Here is a 15,955-nt window from a genome sequence, read left to right on the forward strand (position 1 = left end):
GGGGCGGTATGGGAAGGGCTGGGTCGCCCGCGGCTGAGCCGGGGCGGTATGGGAAGGTGAGCGGCCGGTTCCGCTTGCTGCTCATTCCCCAGGAGTTCCCGCCCCCATGAACGGACGACGCCGTCGCGCCCTGCTGGCCACCGTGACCCCCATGCTGGAGCCCGGTGAGCGGGTCGAGGTGACCTGCGTCGTCGGCCTGAGCACGGTCTCCGTACGCCGGACCGCCGCCTTCGGCGTGGCCTCCGCCGTCCTCAGCGGTGGCGCGATGGCGGTGATACCGACGCCGGTCCCGATGTACCTGGCGATGACCGACCGCCGGCTCTTCGTCTTCCGGGCCGATCCGGTCTTCGCGAAGCCCGTCGAGCACACCATGACGATCGCGCGCGACGGCCTGTTCCGTTCGGCGATCAAGGAGCGGATCCTGAACTCCTCCCTCGTCCTCTCCTCGCCGAACAGCGAGCACGCCCTCAAGCTGATCTTCCCGCTGATCAGCCGCAAGGAGCGGAACCTCGTGGCCGCCGCCCTGCCCCTGGCCGCCTGACCGCCCCGTACCCCGTACCCCGTACCCCGTACCCCGTACGCCCCGCGCGACCTGCGGGAATCCGCGCGGTCGTGCACCCTGGGCAGCGTGGGTGTGTGGCAGCTCCTGATGATCGCGACGGTGATGCTGCTCGGTCTGTTCGGGGTGCTCGCGCCCGGCGTGCCGGGAACGTGGCTGGTGTGGGCGGCGATGCTCTGGTGGGCGCTGCACGAGCGGACGGACCTCGCCTGGATCCTCCTCGCCTCCTCGACCGGCCTGCTGCTCCTCACCCAGGTGATCGTCTGGCAGCTGCCGCCGCGCCGGATCCGCGGCGTCGGCATCACCCGGCGCATGGTGACGTACGCGGGGGTGGGCGCCGTCCTGGGCTTCGTCCTGCTCCCGGTGGTCGGCGCGATCCCCGGCTTCGTCGGCGGGATCTACCTCTCGGAGCGGCTCCGCCTCGGCGGACACGGCCAGGCGAGGGCGGCGACCCGGGCCGTGATGCGGGCCGCCGGCACGAGCGTGCTGGTCGAGCTCTTCGCCTGCCTGCTGATCGTGGGCGCGTGGGCGGGCGCGGTGATCTGGGGCTGAGGACCGGATGCCGCCGACCGGACGGGTCCTAGGTCGGACGGCGGAGCCCGTACCCGTCCCCGTGCCGATCCGCCGGGGCCCGGGCCGCGCGACCCTGGACCCATGAGGGATTTCGATGGCTTCAGCGAGGTCGAGCGCGCCTATCTCACGGAGAGCCGTCGGCTCGGACGGCTGGCGACCGTCGACCCGTCCGGTCAGCCGCAGGCCAGCCCGGTGATCTTCTTCCCGCAGGACGACGACACCATCCTGGTGGGCGGGATCGCCATGGGCCGGACGAAGAAGTGGCGCAACCTGTGGCAGAACCCGAAGCTGGCGCTGGTCGTCGACGACCTCGCGAGCGTCCGCCCCTGGCACGTGCGGGGCGTCGAGATCCGCGGCGAGGCGGAACTCCTCGTGGGCCCGCACACCCTCGGCCCGCACTTCAGCGAGGAGGTCATCCGGATCCATCCGCGCCGGGTGCACAGCTGGGGCCTGGAGGACTACGTCCCCGGGAGCGCCGAGGCCAGGTAGCGGGTGGCGTACGAGCGCCAGGGCCGCCACTCCTCCGCCTCCCGGCCGTCCGCGAGGGCGACGTCCGGGTCGCCGAGGGCCCGCATCCGGATCAGCGCGGCGGCCTCGGGGGTCACGCCGGGGACGGCGAGCAGGGCGCGCTCGGCCTCGTCGCGGTCGGCCCCGGGGTCGAGGCGTACGGCTCCGTCGGCGAGGGCGCGGGCCAGCGGCCCCGCGACGGGGTGACCGGTCAGGGCGGCCGGCTCGGGGAAGACATGGGTGAGGGTGCCGCACGCGGTGGCCAGCGGGGTGCCGTACGGCTCGACGACCCGGGCCGACTCCTCGGCGCCGAGGACCGTCCGCAGCGCGAACTCCTCGGGCTCGGCCGTCCCTGGGGAGCGCAGTCCCGGCCGGGCGGCCACCTCGGCGGCGAGCCCGGGGGCCGCCCCGAGCCGCTCGGCGACCGCGTACGGGTCGGCGTCGAGGTCGAAGAGGCGGCGCAGCCGGTGCACGGCGGTGGTCAGGTCGCGCAGCTCGGTGAGGTGGATGCGGGCCTCCAGCCAGCGGCCGCCGGAGCGCTCGTCGACGGAGACGACGCCGGTGCCGTACGGGAGGCGGAGCGTACGCCGGTAGGTGCGGGCGCCGGGGGCGCCGACGACCTCCTCGACGCGGGGCACGGCCTCGGCGGCGAGCAGGTCGAAGACCTCGACGGCCGCGTACGGGCCCCGGTGGGCGAGCCGCAGCGGCACCCCGGCGGCGAGCGCGGTACGGGCTCCCGCGCCGCTGCCCGCCTCGGCGCGCAGGGCGGTGGGGGTGCGGGCGTAGACGGCGCGGATGGTCTCGTTGAACTGGCGGACGCTGGCGAATCCGGCCGCGAAGGCGATCTCGGTGACGGGCAGCCCGGTGGTCTGGAGCAGCAGCCGCGCGGTGTGCGCCCGCTGGGCGCGGGCGAGGGCGACGGGTCCGGCGCCGAGTTCGGCGGTGAGCTGGCGCTGCACCTGGCGGGTGCTGTAGCCGAGGCGCCCGGCGAGTCCGGGCACGCCCTCGCGGTCGACGACGCCGTCGCCGATCATCCGCATGGCGCGCCCGACGACATCGGCCCGGACGTTCCACTCGGCGGAGCCGGGCACGGCGTCGGGGCGGCAGCGGCGGCAGGCGCGGAAGCCGTGGCCCTGGGCGGCGGCGGCCGTCGGGTAGAAGGAGACGTTCTGCCGTTTGGGGGTGACGGCGGGGCAGCTGGGGCGGCAGTAGATGCCGGTGGTCCGGACGGCGAAGAAGAACTCTCCGTCGAACCGCGCGTCCCTGCTGCTGACCGCCTCGTAGCGGGTGTCGTCGTCCCTCATGGCTCCCAGTGTGCGGGAGCCGCCCGACCCCGGCTCGCGGTTTTCGGACACCACGATGGGGGTCGGGCGGCGGAGTGGAGAAGGCGCCCCTAACGTCCGCGGCCACCCCGCTTGATCTCCATGGCCGTACGCCCTTCCCGGCCCATGCGCTTCCACTCCTTGAGCATCTCGGAGCGGACCCGGGCGTCGGTCTTGGCCACGATCCGCCGGTTCTCGCGGATCAGCTTGTGGTAGCTCTCCAGACGGCGCACGGGCAGCGAGCCCTCCTCGATGGCCGCGGCCACGGCGCAGCCGGGCTCGGCCTCGTGGGCGCAGTCGTGGAAGCGGCACTCCGCGGCCAGCTCCTCGATCTCCGAGAAGACCTGGCCGACGCCGGCCTCGGCGTCCCAGAGTCCGACGCCGCGCAGTCCGGGGGTGTCGATGAGGACTCCCCCGCCGGGCAGCACGAAGAGGTTGCGGGTGGTCGTCGTGTGCCGGCCCTTGCCGTCGACGTCACGGGCGGCCTGGACGTCCATGACGTCCTCGCCGACCAGCGCGTTGGCGAGGGTCGACTTGCCGGCGCCGGAGGCGCCGAGCAGCACGGTGGTGCCGCCCGCGACGGTCGCCGCGAGCACGTCGATCCCTTCTCCGGTGGCGGAGCTGACGGGCAGCACCTGCACGCCGGGCGCGACGGTCTCCACGTCCTCGACGAGGTAGGAGAGCCCGACCGGGTCGGGCACGAGGTCGGCCTTGCTGAGGACGACGGTCGGCTGGGCGCCGGACTCCCAGGCCAGGGCCAGGAAGCGTTCGATCCGGCCGAGGTCGAGCTCGACGGCGAGCGAGACCGTGATGACCGCGTGGTCGACGTTCGCGGCGAGGATCTGACCCTCGGACCGCTTGGACGAGGTGGACCGCGCGAAGGCCGTACGCCGCGGCAGGCACGCCCGTACGTACCGCGGGTCACTGGCCCCCTCGGGGTCGACGGCGGCCCAGTCGCCGGTGCAGACGACCCGCAGCGGGTCGTGCGGGGTCACGAACGCCGTGTCGGCGCGGACGACCCCTTCGGCGGTGGCGACGTCACACTGACCGCGGTCGACACGGACGACCCGCCCCGGGACGAGTCCCTGGGCGGCATACGGCGCGAACGCGGCCTCCCAGCGCTCGTCCCAGCCGTGGCCGGCGAGCGGGTGCTGGGCAGTGAGAGAGGAAGACGGGTGGAGCGAAGCGTGAAGCAAGGGGAACCCTTCGAAGGGCGGCCCCGGCGGCGCGCTCCGAGCGCGCGGGAACAGGTGTCAGCCGGAGGCCACGGAGGTGGGAACGATGAACTCCTGAATGCGGGCAGAGCCCGTCACCGTGACAGTCATCAATGTCCTCACCTCCTGCTTCTCAACGAACCGACGCCGCCCCTCGGGAGCGGATACGCGTCACCATAGCCCCGCCCCAGGGCACAGCACCACCGATTAAATCCGAGACCTCACCCGCCCGGCATCGGCTCCGGACGCTCCGCCGTTACGCCGCGAGTCGCGCAGTGTCCCGGGCCTCCACCTGGTGGCTCCGCCGTGAACCTTCGGCATTTCTCCGCCATGACAACCGACTTCCCCTGCTGCCAGGGACTCCACACTGCGAGAGGAACCTCGCGGCGCCGTGATCCAATGGTGTGATGGCATGGGATGAATGGGACCGCGCGAAAGCAGACGTGACCGCCCGACAGCAAGCGTCGATGCGCCTCAACCAAGTGCCAGGCGGCCCAGGAGGCAACCAACAAGCCGACCTCGTCGTGAACCAGGACGACCTCGGCGCGGTAGGCCATGAGGCGTTCGTGCTGCACAGTCAGTTACAGAAAGCGGCCGACATCGCCGGCGCCGACGCCGACGCGGAGGGGGCCGGCTCCACGATGCAGGCGGCGGCCTTGAAGGGCAGCAGCTTCGCCCTCGGGAGTGAGCTGGAGACGACGGTGTCCACCTGGACCTCGCAGGTCAAGAGTGTCCTTCAGGCATGTGCACACATCTCGAACCACCTGGACTCCTCGAAGAAGACACACGCGGAGAACGACGCCGCGATCGCCGCGTCCCTCAGGAACCGGGACGGCTCGGCCGTGCCCGTCTCCCGCCTCGCCGAGTACTTCAAGTAGGGAGGAGCGCTTCATGAACTACACCGAGCTCATGGAAGTCGACCTCGGCAAACTGGGGACGGCAGTCGCCGACTGGCGGCGCATGGCCGAGAAGATGCAACGGCTCGGCGGCGAAGCCCGAGACGGTATGAAGACGAAGGCTGACAAGGCCCGTTGGGACGGTGTCAACGCGAGCGTGACGCGGGACTTCGTCGGCAAGACAGTGAAGGAGTTCAATGACCTTCACGAGGAAGCGCAGAGCATCTTCAGTGTCCTCGATGACGCACTCACCGAGCTGAAGAGCCTCCAGCAGCAGGCCAGGAGTGTGACCGCCGAGGCCAAGGAGAAGGGCTTCAGCGTCACCGGCCACAAGGACGGAACAATTGCGATCGCGGACGCCCTCATCTGCGAGGTGGACGGGCCCGGTCAGAAGAAGCGCGACACGATGCAGTGGTACGCCGACACACTGACCGGGATCGTGAGCCATGCCACCGAGGTCGACGCGGCCACAGTACGGGCGCTGCGCGCGAGCCACGGCGGTGATCCGACCAACGCAGGCCACGCCTCGTACACGTCGCTCGACCAGGACATGCTCCCCCGCGCCATGAAACTCGCCGGGCTGGGGAAAGACGCCGATGACAAACAGCGCGGAGAACTGCGGCGGCTGTGGACGTCCCTGAGCCCCGAGGCCCGGGCACAGCTCTGGACTCAGCACAAGGACGACCTGCTGGCGGTCGGCCTGTTGACGCCGTCGGTCAAGCGAGTGGCCGCCGACGACGGGGCAGGACCATACGACGTCGATTCACCTGGCTTCGGGGACTACTGGATGGAGTTGCAGGCCAACGGGATCTCGAACAGCGGTGACTTCATCGGCAAAACGGACGCGGCCCGGCACATGGACCACTACCTGAACGGGACCGGCAGCACTCTCGACCTCGACGTCGACAGGATGCTGAGCGACGAGAACGACACCGTCCTGCGCGACGTATCGGCGCTGACGCGTGCCAAGCAGGAGGACGAATGGCGCCGTCAGGCGCTTGAGGCATACGCGCAGTCAGGCGGCAAGCCCGTCGCCATCCCTGTGGAGACCGCAGGGGTTGGGTACACCCATGACAAGGGGCCGGATGGTGTAGCGAACTGGTACCTAGCGGTGGGCAGTGCCATGACGAACACCACGGGTGTCGTCACCGCGGCACCGGGCCCGGACGGCAAGCCGCACGTCACCATCGACTACCAGGTCAACGTCTGGGACCGGTACAACTGGGACCCCGGCAAGTCCACACCCATCGGCCCGACCACGGTCACCGACGCCGACATGGCCCGCATGCACACGACGGGACAGGCCAGAGAGTTCGACATGAGAGGGAGCAGCTCGGTGCAGCAGCACGACATGACGTCGGGCGGCGCCTGGCCCGACCCGAAGGAACCTGGACGGGACGGCACACGTACCGACATCGGCCGGAACGGGGACGCCCGATGAACAGGGAGCCGCGAAGTGGGTGGCATGTCGCGCTGACCGGCGGGATGACCGTGCTCGCCGCGTTGCTGGTAACCGGATGCTCGGGTGCGGCGGGGAGCCGTACTCCGGCAGCGGACCGCACCTCGCGGCAGGTGTCGCACTGGGTGGACACGGCAACCGTGGAGTCGGTGGCCAAGACGCTGCACGTGCGGGTACCGGCGACGGCGACGGAGGCGAAGGCTGCACACTTGGCGGGGCTCCAGGACGACGGTCTGATCATGGCGTTCGTTCTCCCCACGGCCGAGGTGGACAACTTCGTCGCACAGCTGAAGCCGGAGGAACCGCTCAGCCTGCGGGAACAGCCACTCGCCCGTAACACGAACCCGTCGACGCCATTCTCGCACCTGGGGCTGCCCGAACCCGACCTGTCGGCGAAAGTCCGTGAAGGTCAGGTGTGCGCACCCTGCGAGGACAACCTCGACTGGCTGAAGATCGCGGTGACACAGGTCGACGCACACTCCAGCCGGGTCTACCTCAGCGGCGCCGACTGACGACTGCCCGCTGAGTTCTTTCCGAATGGCCACTGATCGGGGGACGGGGGCGCCACGTCCAGGCCGTGCTTCAGGAAGCGCGAGCGGCCAGCCACTTGGTGAGGTCGCCCGCGATGCGGTCGGTGCTGGTCTCGACAGTCACGTCGTGTTCGCGGCGAGTGGTGTCGCGGCGCACGACCTCGTATCCGTGTGTACCCCCACTGTCACCGGCCTCAACCTCGGCTCCCCGCCCGCACAAAAGCGAGGTCTGCACGAGCCTGGGCTGCGCGCTGAGGAAATCTCTCTCCGCTGCATGTTCGTGCCGGACTCCCAGGCCAGGGCCAGGAAGCGTTCGATCCGGCCGAGGTCGAGCTCGACGGCGAGCGAGACCGTGATGACGGCGTGGTCGACGTTCGCGGCGAGGATCTGACCCTCGGACCGCTTGGACGAGGTGGACCGCGCGAAGGCCGTACGCCGCGGCAGGCACGCCCGTAAGTACCGCGGGTCACTGGCCCCCTCGGGGTCGACGGCGGCCCAGTCGCCGGTGCAGACGACCCGCAGCGGGTCGTGCGGGGTCACGAACGCCGTGTCGGCGCGGACGACCCCTTCGGCGGTGGCGACGTCACACTGACCGCGGTCGACACGGACGACCGCCCCGGAATGAGTCCCTGGGCGGCATACGGCGCGAACGCGGCCTCCCAGCGCTCGTCCCAGCCGTGGCCGGCGAGCGGGTGCTGGGCAGCGAGAGAGGAAGACGGGTGGAGCGAAGCGTGGAACAAGGGGAACCCTTCGAAGGGCGGCCCCGGCGGCGCGCTCCGAGCGCGCGGGAACAGGTGTCAGCCGGAGGCCACAGAGGTGGGAACGATGAACTCCTGAATGCGGGCAGAGCCCGTCACCGTGGCAGTCATCCTCACCCCCTGCTTCTTCTCAACGAACCGACGCCGCCCCCTCGGGAACGGCGTCCCTCAGGAACCGGGATGGCTCGGCCGTGACCGTCGTGGCACTGGTCGCGCTGTGCCGGTCGGCGACCCGACGCCATCGCAGGCCCGGCGAGGGCCGGGGCGCGTCATCGCTTCACGCGGCTGCGCACGGCGAGGACGGCAAGCCCGAGCAGGGCCGGCTCGACGAGGCGGGCAGTCATCTCGACGTATGTCCCGATGGTGGTCAGGTCCTGTCCGGAGGCCCGGAAGATCACCGAATTGGCCACCACCCTCAGGGACTTCTCGAACCTCGCGGTCGACAGACGCTTCGTGTACGGCCCTTTCGGGTCGACGGGTTCCGGCTTCTTGGTCGTCAGGGTTATTCGACGGCCGTCGGTGGTCCCCGCACTGACCGGGTCAGGGTCGGTTTGCGGCAGGCCCCACAGCATCATCGCAAGCACGGTGGCCGTCATCGCCAGGACCAGCCAGGCCAGGGCACGCACGGCGCGCAGGCCGTATCCGGAGAGTGCCCAGTACAGCCGCAGCAGCGTTCGCTCACCGCGGGACGCCGTGGCGTCGTGGCGGCGCATCTCCATCTCGCCGTAGTAGAAGTCGGCCGCGCCCGGCTCGTTCCGGCCGTCCTCGAGCGCCTTCCGGAGCTGCCGGTAGACCGGCGCGAGCACGCCGGGTTCATGCTTCTCGACACCCGGTGGCGCGGGCGTCCAGCCGCCGCCGTACCGGGTGGCCCGCCAGTGGTGCTCCTCGGCGAGGGTCCGGCGGCGTATCCAGCGCGGCCCGGCGGGAGGTGGCGACAGGAGGCAGCGGCCTTCGAGGCGCAACTGGTCCAGGTGCACCGTCTCCACGAAGAGACAGCTGGTCAGGTCGACGTCGGCCAGCACCAGGTGCGCGGCGTCCACGCCCTTGACCGAGGTGACGCGCACCCGGTCATCGGTGAGCCCTGGTTCGGCGATCACCTCGCCCTCCGGCGAGACGAACGGGCGGGGCCGGCCGACGACGGTCACCGGGAACTCCATCACGGCGTCGCTCAGATCCACCTCGGCGTACCGCAGTCGCAGCGCGGCGGTGGACGCCCACCGTGTCTGCCGGCAGCGCACCTCCCCCGCGGCGGCCTCCAGCGTCACCGCGGCCTCGAACACAGCGTAGGAGAAGTCCACCGTCCCCGGGCAGACCAGCGGGCCGATCCGGGCGGTACGCCGGAACACCGCCCGCCGAAAACCCACGTCGGCCTCCAGCCGGGCCCCGGAGAACGACAGGTCACCGCCGATCGTGGCCCCGTCGAACGTGGCTTCGGCCTCGAAGTGCGCCTCGGCGAAAGGCATGTCTCCGGCGATGTCCGCTCCGTCGAAGCGGGCGGCGCTCTGGTGAAAATGCGTACCGTCGAAACAGGCACGGCCGACGACCCGAATCTTCTCGAAGTCGGCACCTTCCCCGAAGACCGCGCCGTCGAAGGCGGCTTCCCCGTCGATGACCGCCTCGTTGAAGGAAGCGACGCCACATACGCGGGCACCTGAGAAGTAGGCATCCCCACACGTCATGCCCTTGAACGTCGCACTGCCGACGACCTTGCGGACGCAGAACCGCAACGTGCCCTGGATCCGGGCCTCGTAGAACCAGGCATCACCGCCTACTTCGGTGTCATCGAGCCACACATCTCCCGCGACCTGCGCCGCACTGAGGCGGAAATCACCCCCGGCACGCACATCCTGGACGTACACGCCCCCGCCGAACACGGCCGACTCAAAGGAGCAGAAGCCGCCGAAGTCGATCCCCTCGAGCTCCGCGTCTCCGGTGAACCGCACCTCGTCGAACGACGCCTCCCCCACCCGCGCCCGACCGCTCCCCGGATCCCTGAGCGGTGCGAGGAGCTCGTCGAACAGGCTCTGGGTGAAGGGTGTGCCCCGGTGGTCGAGGTCGGCGCCAGGGGGCAACGAGGCCAGATGGGCGGCCCGTTCGGCGCTGTCCAGATGCGCAAGGCAGACCCGGTACGAGCCGACTCTGCGCCCCCGGCAGCGTTCCCCGGTGTCGAGGTGTCCGCACTGCGGCCACGCGGGAGCGTCGGTTCCGGTCATCCCAGCTCCCGTCTCATGCCGCCACGACCGTCACGTCCCTCCGGTCACGCCCCTTCGGCCGGTCGACCAGCGCCTCGACCACCCAGCGTCCGGGGATGACGTCCAGTTCCGCCCGATAGCGGTCGGGCTCGTACTGCCGGAAGGCGACGGGTTGTTTGTCGGGACGACCCGAACGCCATATGAACGTCCGCAGATTACGCCGCAGCAGGTCGTGCCCCAGCAGCTCGATCACGAGCGGGCGGCCGGCGGCGGCCGGGTCCCGGGGGAAGTGCAGGACGATGCCCTCCTCACCGGCGAGCGGGGCGCCGGGCGGGCGTCCCGCGCGGATCGCGAGCATCGCGTCTCGGAGCGCGGGACCGCTCGCCAGATCCGCGTTCCGGAAGCCGGTCCACAGCATGGGGTCCGTACCGGTCCAGTCCGCGACGGCCGACCGGCGCGGCACCGTCCCGTCGCCGGGCCCCGGCAGGATGTCGGTGATCCGTGACCCGTCGGAGGAGAGCACGAGCGTCTCGGGGCTCGGGAAGTCGACGCTGCCGAGGCAGTGCACGGTGTACGGGAGGGGGCCGGCGCTCCGGTGCTCGTCGCACGCCGAGCGGAACTCCTCCCGGAAGGCCGACGCCTCGCGGAGGGCGTCGCGCGGCAGCCCGGGAACCGGGTAGCGGTTGTCGGTGATCTGCCGCTCGCGGCTCTTTCCCTCGACCCGCACGGCGGGGTACTCCGGCAGCATCTCGACGACCGCCGGGAGGTTGAGCGCCCAGTCGCGCAGCGCCTCGTTCAGCCGGGCGGCCACGTCAGCGCCGGGGCCCATGTCGCCGGGGATCGCGTGACCTGCCAGCAGCCGGGCGGCTTGGAGCAGCCCCTTCTGCGGGGTGCCGAGGGTGACCAGGGTCCGGGCGGTCTCCCGACCGTCCTCGCACTCCAGATAGTGCCGTCCGATCAGACCGCCCGTCGCGTGGCAGACCAGAATGACGCGCGGATCATCGGTCCGGTCCGGGTAGTACGCGTCGACCTCCGCATGCCACCGGTCGAGCTCGCGCGCCACCCGCGTCTTCAGCTGCCGGGCCACCAGCCGGTGGGACAGCCGCCAGTCGTACCCGAACGGCACGAACTGCGCGTCGAGCGGGTCGCCGAGGGCGGCACGGATATCGGGATAGCCCATGCAGGACAGCAACCCGGGCACGGAGTCCGGGACCTGCAGCAGCGCGTCGGCGTCCAGCCGGAAGGGGCCTTCGGGCGATGCGTCCCCCAGCCCCGGCGGGAGGGCCACCTCGGTGAGCGCCGAGGCCACCGAGCCCATCAGCTGCTCACCGCATCGCGCCCAGACGTCCTGGCCGTCCCGGCACAGCCGGGTGCCCAGAAAACCTGGGACGAAGACCACCAGATCGTGTTCCATTCACCCTCCCCATGTCCCGGCGCCGAAGAACGTGTGCGGCAGCCGGATCAGATCGCAACGGTCCTCCCCCTGCAACGCCATCACGAGACCCTCCGGGTCCATCGCGGTACGGACGGCGTGCACGTCGTACCCCCGCGTGGGAATCCCCGGCCCGTCCAGCCATTCCCGGGACCAGACGTCCCACGCGCGTGACACCGTCTCCGGCGTGCACAGCAACAGCACGGGCCGCTCCACAGGGCCGGCGAACACGAGGGACGTCACGTCCGGGAAGTCCCCCGGCAGCCGCTCCGGGGGGTGAATGCTCCCGTCGCCGGAGCAGTCCTTGACGTACACGCTGCCGTGGTCCGCCCAGGCCAGCAGGGGCATCGAGGCGTCGTCCTCGTCGTCGTACAACTCCCCGAGGGCGAGGCAGGAGGGAACAGCCGTGAGGAGGACACGCTGCTCGACGCCGTGCTCGCCCTCGATCCAGACCCGCAGCTGGTCACTCAAATCACCGGCCATCCAGTACGAACCGTCTCGCAGGACCCGCGTGTCGATCCCGCAGAACCCGCGGTCGGTCCGGATCTCGCGCAGCGTGATCCCGCCGGACGAGACATCGGCCGGGACCTCGTGGCGTAACAGCCGCCGGCCGTCCGCCATACTCAGCCGCAGCGTGAGGGCGGTCGGGTCACCGACCAGGCTCAGCGCGCGGGCCGGCTGTCCGGCGTCCCCGCTGAGCGGGATGTCCCGGTGGGTGACGACCGACAGGCTGTCGTCGAGCCGCCACAGCCGTACGGTCCGGCCGGCCGCGGCGGCCACCGTCCAGCCATCCGCGGCCCGCACCGCGGCCAGCGCCGTCACCGCACACCCGTCGTGGGCGAGCTCCGTAGCCGGAAGGACGGCCGGATCCCCCTGCTTCGGCCGGGAGATCCGGATCCGGTCGTGCCAGGCCCGGCACAGCAGCGGCGGACCGTCCGGTGCGCCGGCCAGGGCAAGGACCGGGCGCTCGTTGCTCGGCCGCCGCTGGGTCCCGTAGCCGGCCTCCAGCGCGGGGACCACGTCCACCACCCGGATGTAGGAGCCGTCGGCGACCGCGAGCAGTCCCTGACCGTCCGGTTCGAACGCCATGGCGCCCTCCCGGGGGGCGTTCAGAGCGAGCGTGGCCTCGCGTCCGGACCGGCCGAAGGACCAGATCCGGACGGCCATCTCCTCGTATCCGGCGAGCAGCAGTTCATCGCCGTACCGCCCGAAGGCCAGGCCGCGCGCGTTCGAGGGGTACGTCACCACCCTTGTCATGACCGGCCGACCGGACACGGCCTCGCACCGCCAGACGTACACGGCGGTCCCGTCGGCCACGGCGAGGAAGCCCTTCTCGGGCGAGACGGTGAACGCGGCGGCGTCCAGCGCGGGCCCCGCCAGGGTCACGTCGGGATCGGTCCGGCAGGCGCGCAGACCGCCGTCACCGTTGTGGGTGTGGTGCACTTCGAACAGCTCCACCCTCTTGTCGCCCGCCGCCAGGACGAACATCCGCGTGCCCAGCGTGAGGGCCGCGAGCCGCCGCACATCCGCCGTGCGGACCTCCTTCAGCCGCGTGTCCAGGTGCGTGCCGCTCTCCCAGAACCACATCCACACCCGGTGGCCGTCGGCCGCCAGGGCCACGCGCCTGCCCTCCAGCTCGGCCACCGACAGGGCGCGCACAGTGCCGCCCCACCGGAACTCCTGATCGGGTGTCCGGGCACCCGCGCGCCAGAAGTACACGGCCTGATCGTCCCGGGCGACGGTGGCCCAGCCGGCTCCCACGCCCACCTCACACGTTTCGCTGAGCGGGCTTCCGCGCTCCCCGCCGGTCCGGGGCAGCCGACGGGTCAGCAGCCGTGCGCCCGACTTCGGGTGCAGGACCTGAATCTCACCCAGTCCGCCGGCGGTAAGGGTGTCCGCGTGGGTCAGCCCCACCGCTCCGGTCCCGGCGCGCCAGCTCAGCGCCCGCGCGCCGCCCGCAGGTGCCGCGCGCCGCCACTCCGGGGGATCCGGCGGGACATCGGTCCAGTACTCCTGCCAGGGCAGGAAGCCGTCGGTGTGCCGCAGCGTCCGGTACGTCGCGTCGCGATGGCTGACGAAGGCGGTGGCGCTGAGCAGGGCCTTGCGCTCCAGCAGGACCGATGCCGGCAGCGGGCCGGACGCGCGGGGGAACGAGTTCGCGACCCTGCCGTACAACGCGGCGCCGTCGCAGTCCCGGGCCAGGCCCGCCGCGAGCGGCAGCATGACATCGGGGTTCGTACGCAGGAGGAATCCCACGTCCTCGAAGAGCTCCAGCAGGGCGTCCAGCCCCACCTGGGCCGCGTGGGCGCCCAGGTATTCGAGGGTGTACTCGTCGGCCCCCTTCCAGTCGCCGCCGGCACGGGCGCGCAGCGCGTCGAGCACGTGGCGGTGTGCCTCCCGGGCGGTCAGTCCGGCGTCGGAGAGGAAGAATTCGCCGTAGCTCGGATGGGCCAGCTGATGACGGATCCGCCCGTCCGTCCGCCGCGCGCCGCCCTTCTGGGTGGCGACAATGCCGCCGTCGGCGCTCTGGCACACCTGTCGCAGATCCTCCAGCGTGAGCTCCGGCGAGCCGGCCTCACGCAGCGCGTTGGCGAGCGTCAGCCAGGTCGAGTCCGGGGTCAGCCCGGGGCCCTGGATCACCGCCAGGGCCCGCAGCACCTCGTGGGCTCGCTGTGCGCCGGGCTGCTCGCTCAGGTAGTGCGTCTCCTCCGCCAGACGAGTGCGGAGATCCGTGCCGCCGTCGCGCAGCCACGCCAGCAGTTCGGCCTCGGCGGCGACCGTGGTCCTCCGGGCGAGCCCGGTCGCCACCAGCCGGGCCACCAGGAACGAGCCATGACTCTGCGCCGCGACGATCTCCGCCGTCCAGTCGCGGTCCTCCCGCCGCGCCTCACCCCGGTACGGGGAATGCTCGGTGTCCAGTACGGACAGCACCATGCCGGTGATGCTCGCGCGCGCCTCGTCGTCGTCCCCGAGGACCACGGGTTCGACGCTGAGTTCCAGGGTGTCCAGGAGCGACTCCTCCTCCGCGGGCGCGGTGATACGCCGACGGGGCTGCGTCCGGGTACCGACGATCACCCGAACACCGGGCGTGTTCGCCAAGGGGCTCAGGACGTGCCGGGCGATCGCGTACGCCTGGTCCGGGAGAGCCTCGTCGAGCGCGTCGAAGACCAGGTTCACCGAACCCGCCCGGCCGACCAGCTCCTCGAACGCGTCGGTGAACTTCTCCGACATCACCGGCTCCTCCGGCAGCGACGGCGCCCCGTCGATGTCCGCCAGCACCTCCCGCAGATGCGCGGCCAGCGAATGGGCGGACTGGCCCCGGCAGCTCAGCGCCGCGTGAATGGTCCCCGCCCGGGGCAGCGTCGTCGGGTCGAGATCCGGGCCGAGGGTCTCCCGCCAGCTCGGAAGGGAGGTGAGCGCCAGCCGGCCGAGCAACGCTGTCTTGCCCGTGCCCGCCAGGCCCGTCACCGCGAGCAGCCCCTTCGGGTGGGTGTCCATCCAGCGCACGATCCGGCTGAGCGCGTCCCGCCGGCCCGCGAAGTGGCGGCTGAGATGGCTGTTCTCCTCGAGACCGAACTGCTCGGCCTCGATCCAGGGCTTCCGTCGCGTCAGCACGGCCGGCGTGTACACGGGCGGGTCGGACTGATGGTAGTGGGGGTTGTCGAGGAAGTTGTTGGGGAGCGCCCGGACCTCCCGGCAGTCCGGTCGCTGCGCGGGTTCGTCCAGACCGTCGTCCGCGGCACGTGCGTCCACTGCACGGCAGAGATACGGAAGCGGCAGATACAGCGCGGAGGGCTCGAACGGGCGGGCCTGGTCGTCCGCCACGAAGTCCGGCTTCGCCAGCGCCTCCTCCAGCCATGTCACCCAGCGGCCGGCCGGCACCTGCGCGTCCGCCCCCGAGGTACCGATGACGGCGAAGCCCTTCCGTCGGCTCTCTCGTGCCCGGATCACCGCGGGGTCCCGCTCCAGCTCCACGGCGTGCCGCACCGCTTCGCCCAGAGAGTTGTAGCTCTGTGAGGAGCAGGCGTCGATGATCAGCAGGGTGTCCGTCTCGTACTCCGGCCGCAGCAGGAACCCCACCAGTTCGAGTAGCGGGACGGCCCGGGCGGGGTCGAACTCACCCGACTGCCATGAGTCCGCGCAGGCGAGGAAGTAGCCCTCGTCGCCGCGCTGGACGCCGTGCCCCGTCCAGTAGAGGGTCTTCCGCCGGGCGCCGTCGGCCAGGAACTCCTCCAGCCCGGCCCACAGCTGTTGCCGGGTCGCTCCGCCCCGGTCGACCCGGAGGGTCTCCCCGAACCCCAGCTCTTTCTGCATCGTCTCCGTGAAACGGTCACGGACCTCGGCCAGCTGCGGGCGGCGCAGCCTCTGCCGCTCCTCCGCGTCCGGATGGAGGTACTCCGGTACGGCGATCGTGCCCACCAGGGAAGAAGATCGTCGCTCGGCCTTCAGCGACGACAACCGGTCGTCCGAGGCGTTTCGTACCATGAGATCGGCAGCACCCCCCCGAGTGTCC

At 71.4% G+C, this 15,955-nt stretch carries 11 protein-coding genes and 1 pseudogene; 6 read left to right on the top strand and 6 right to left on the bottom strand.

What is annotated here, in order from left to right; all coding sequences use genetic code 11:
- Window positions 1-106: 106 nt before the first annotated feature.
- From ACWGN5_RS10955 to ACWGN5_RS10965, 3 genes are all read left to right on the top strand, one after another.
- Window positions 107-541 carry a hypothetical protein gene (locus ACWGN5_RS10955; RefSeq protein ID WP_453513436.1) on the top strand — a complete coding sequence of 145 codons (435 nt, stop codon included), beginning with the start codon at window positions 107-109 and terminating at the stop codon, window positions 539-541.
- A gap of 87 nt (window positions 542-628) precedes the next feature.
- Window positions 629-1,111 (top strand): DUF456 domain-containing protein, encoded by a 483-nt coding sequence (locus tag ACWGN5_RS10960; RefSeq protein ID WP_453513438.1) that lies wholly within the window; start codon window positions 629-631, stop codon window positions 1,109-1,111.
- Window positions 1,112-1,213: 102 nt separating this feature from the next.
- Entirely contained in the window at window positions 1,214-1,621 is a 408-nt protein-coding gene (locus ACWGN5_RS10965) for a PPOX class F420-dependent oxidoreductase (protein WP_453513439.1), read from the top strand.
- Here the strand turns inward: ACWGN5_RS10965 and ACWGN5_RS10970 are convergent.
- Together ACWGN5_RS10970 and rsgA (ACWGN5_RS10975) are read right to left on the bottom strand one after the other, a co-directional pair.
- Entirely contained in the window at window positions 1,591-2,943 is a 1,353-nt protein-coding gene (locus ACWGN5_RS10970) for a DNA-3-methyladenine glycosylase 2 family protein (RefSeq protein WP_453513441.1), read from the bottom strand. The two genes, ACWGN5_RS10965 and ACWGN5_RS10970, sit on opposite strands and share 31 nt — an antisense overlap.
- A gap of 89 nt (window positions 2,944-3,032) precedes the next feature.
- Window positions 3,033-4,157 (bottom strand): ribosome small subunit-dependent GTPase A, encoded by a 1,125-nt coding sequence (rsgA, locus tag ACWGN5_RS10975; RefSeq protein ID WP_453513443.1) that lies wholly within the window; start codon window positions 4,155-4,157, stop codon window positions 3,033-3,035.
- Between the two features lie 425 nt (window positions 4,158-4,582).
- Between rsgA (ACWGN5_RS10975) and ACWGN5_RS10980 the strand changes: the two genes are divergently transcribed.
- From ACWGN5_RS10980 to ACWGN5_RS10990, 3 genes are read left to right on the top strand one after another with little or no spacing between them, the layout of a single operon-like run.
- Window positions 4,583-5,053, top strand: coding sequence for a hypothetical protein (locus ACWGN5_RS10980; protein ID WP_453513445.1), 471 nt, complete (start codon window positions 4,583-4,585; stop codon window positions 5,051-5,053).
- Between the two features lie 13 nt (window positions 5,054-5,066).
- Window positions 5,067-6,512 (top strand): hypothetical protein, encoded by a 1,446-nt coding sequence (locus tag ACWGN5_RS10985; protein ID WP_453513447.1) that lies wholly within the window; start codon window positions 5,067-5,069, stop codon window positions 6,510-6,512.
- Between the two features lie 44 nt (window positions 6,513-6,556).
- Window positions 6,557-7,042, top strand: a complete 486-nt coding sequence (locus tag ACWGN5_RS10990; RefSeq protein WP_453513449.1) for a hypothetical protein — start codon at window positions 6,557-6,559, stop codon at window positions 7,040-7,042.
- A 300-nt stretch (window positions 7,043-7,342) separates the two neighbouring features.
- Here the strand turns inward: ACWGN5_RS10990 and rsgA (ACWGN5_RS10995) are convergent.
- The 4 genes and pseudogenes from rsgA (ACWGN5_RS10995) to ACWGN5_RS11010 form a co-directional block, all read right to left on the bottom strand.
- Window positions 7,343-7,800, bottom strand: a pseudogene (gene rsgA, locus ACWGN5_RS10995) (GTPase RsgA); the annotation flags it as partial.
- A 287-nt stretch (window positions 7,801-8,087) separates the two neighbouring features.
- Window positions 8,088-10,031 (bottom strand): pentapeptide repeat-containing protein, encoded by a 1,944-nt coding sequence (locus ACWGN5_RS11000; RefSeq protein ID WP_453513451.1) that lies wholly within the window; start codon window positions 10,029-10,031, stop codon window positions 8,088-8,090.
- 13 nt (window positions 10,032-10,044) lie between these two features.
- Window positions 10,045-11,424 (bottom strand): esterase/lipase family protein, encoded by a 1,380-nt coding sequence (locus ACWGN5_RS11005; protein ID WP_453513452.1) that lies wholly within the window; start codon window positions 11,422-11,424, stop codon window positions 10,045-10,047.
- Window positions 11,425-15,927: a peptidase C14 caspase catalytic subunit p20 gene (locus ACWGN5_RS11010; RefSeq protein WP_453513454.1), complete on the bottom strand. Its 4,503-nt coding sequence runs from the start codon at window positions 15,925-15,927 to the stop codon at window positions 11,425-11,427. It lies immediately after the preceding gene.
- Window positions 15,928-15,955 lie beyond the last annotated feature (28 nt).

This window comes from Streptomyces sp. NPDC055815, assembly GCF_053616475.1.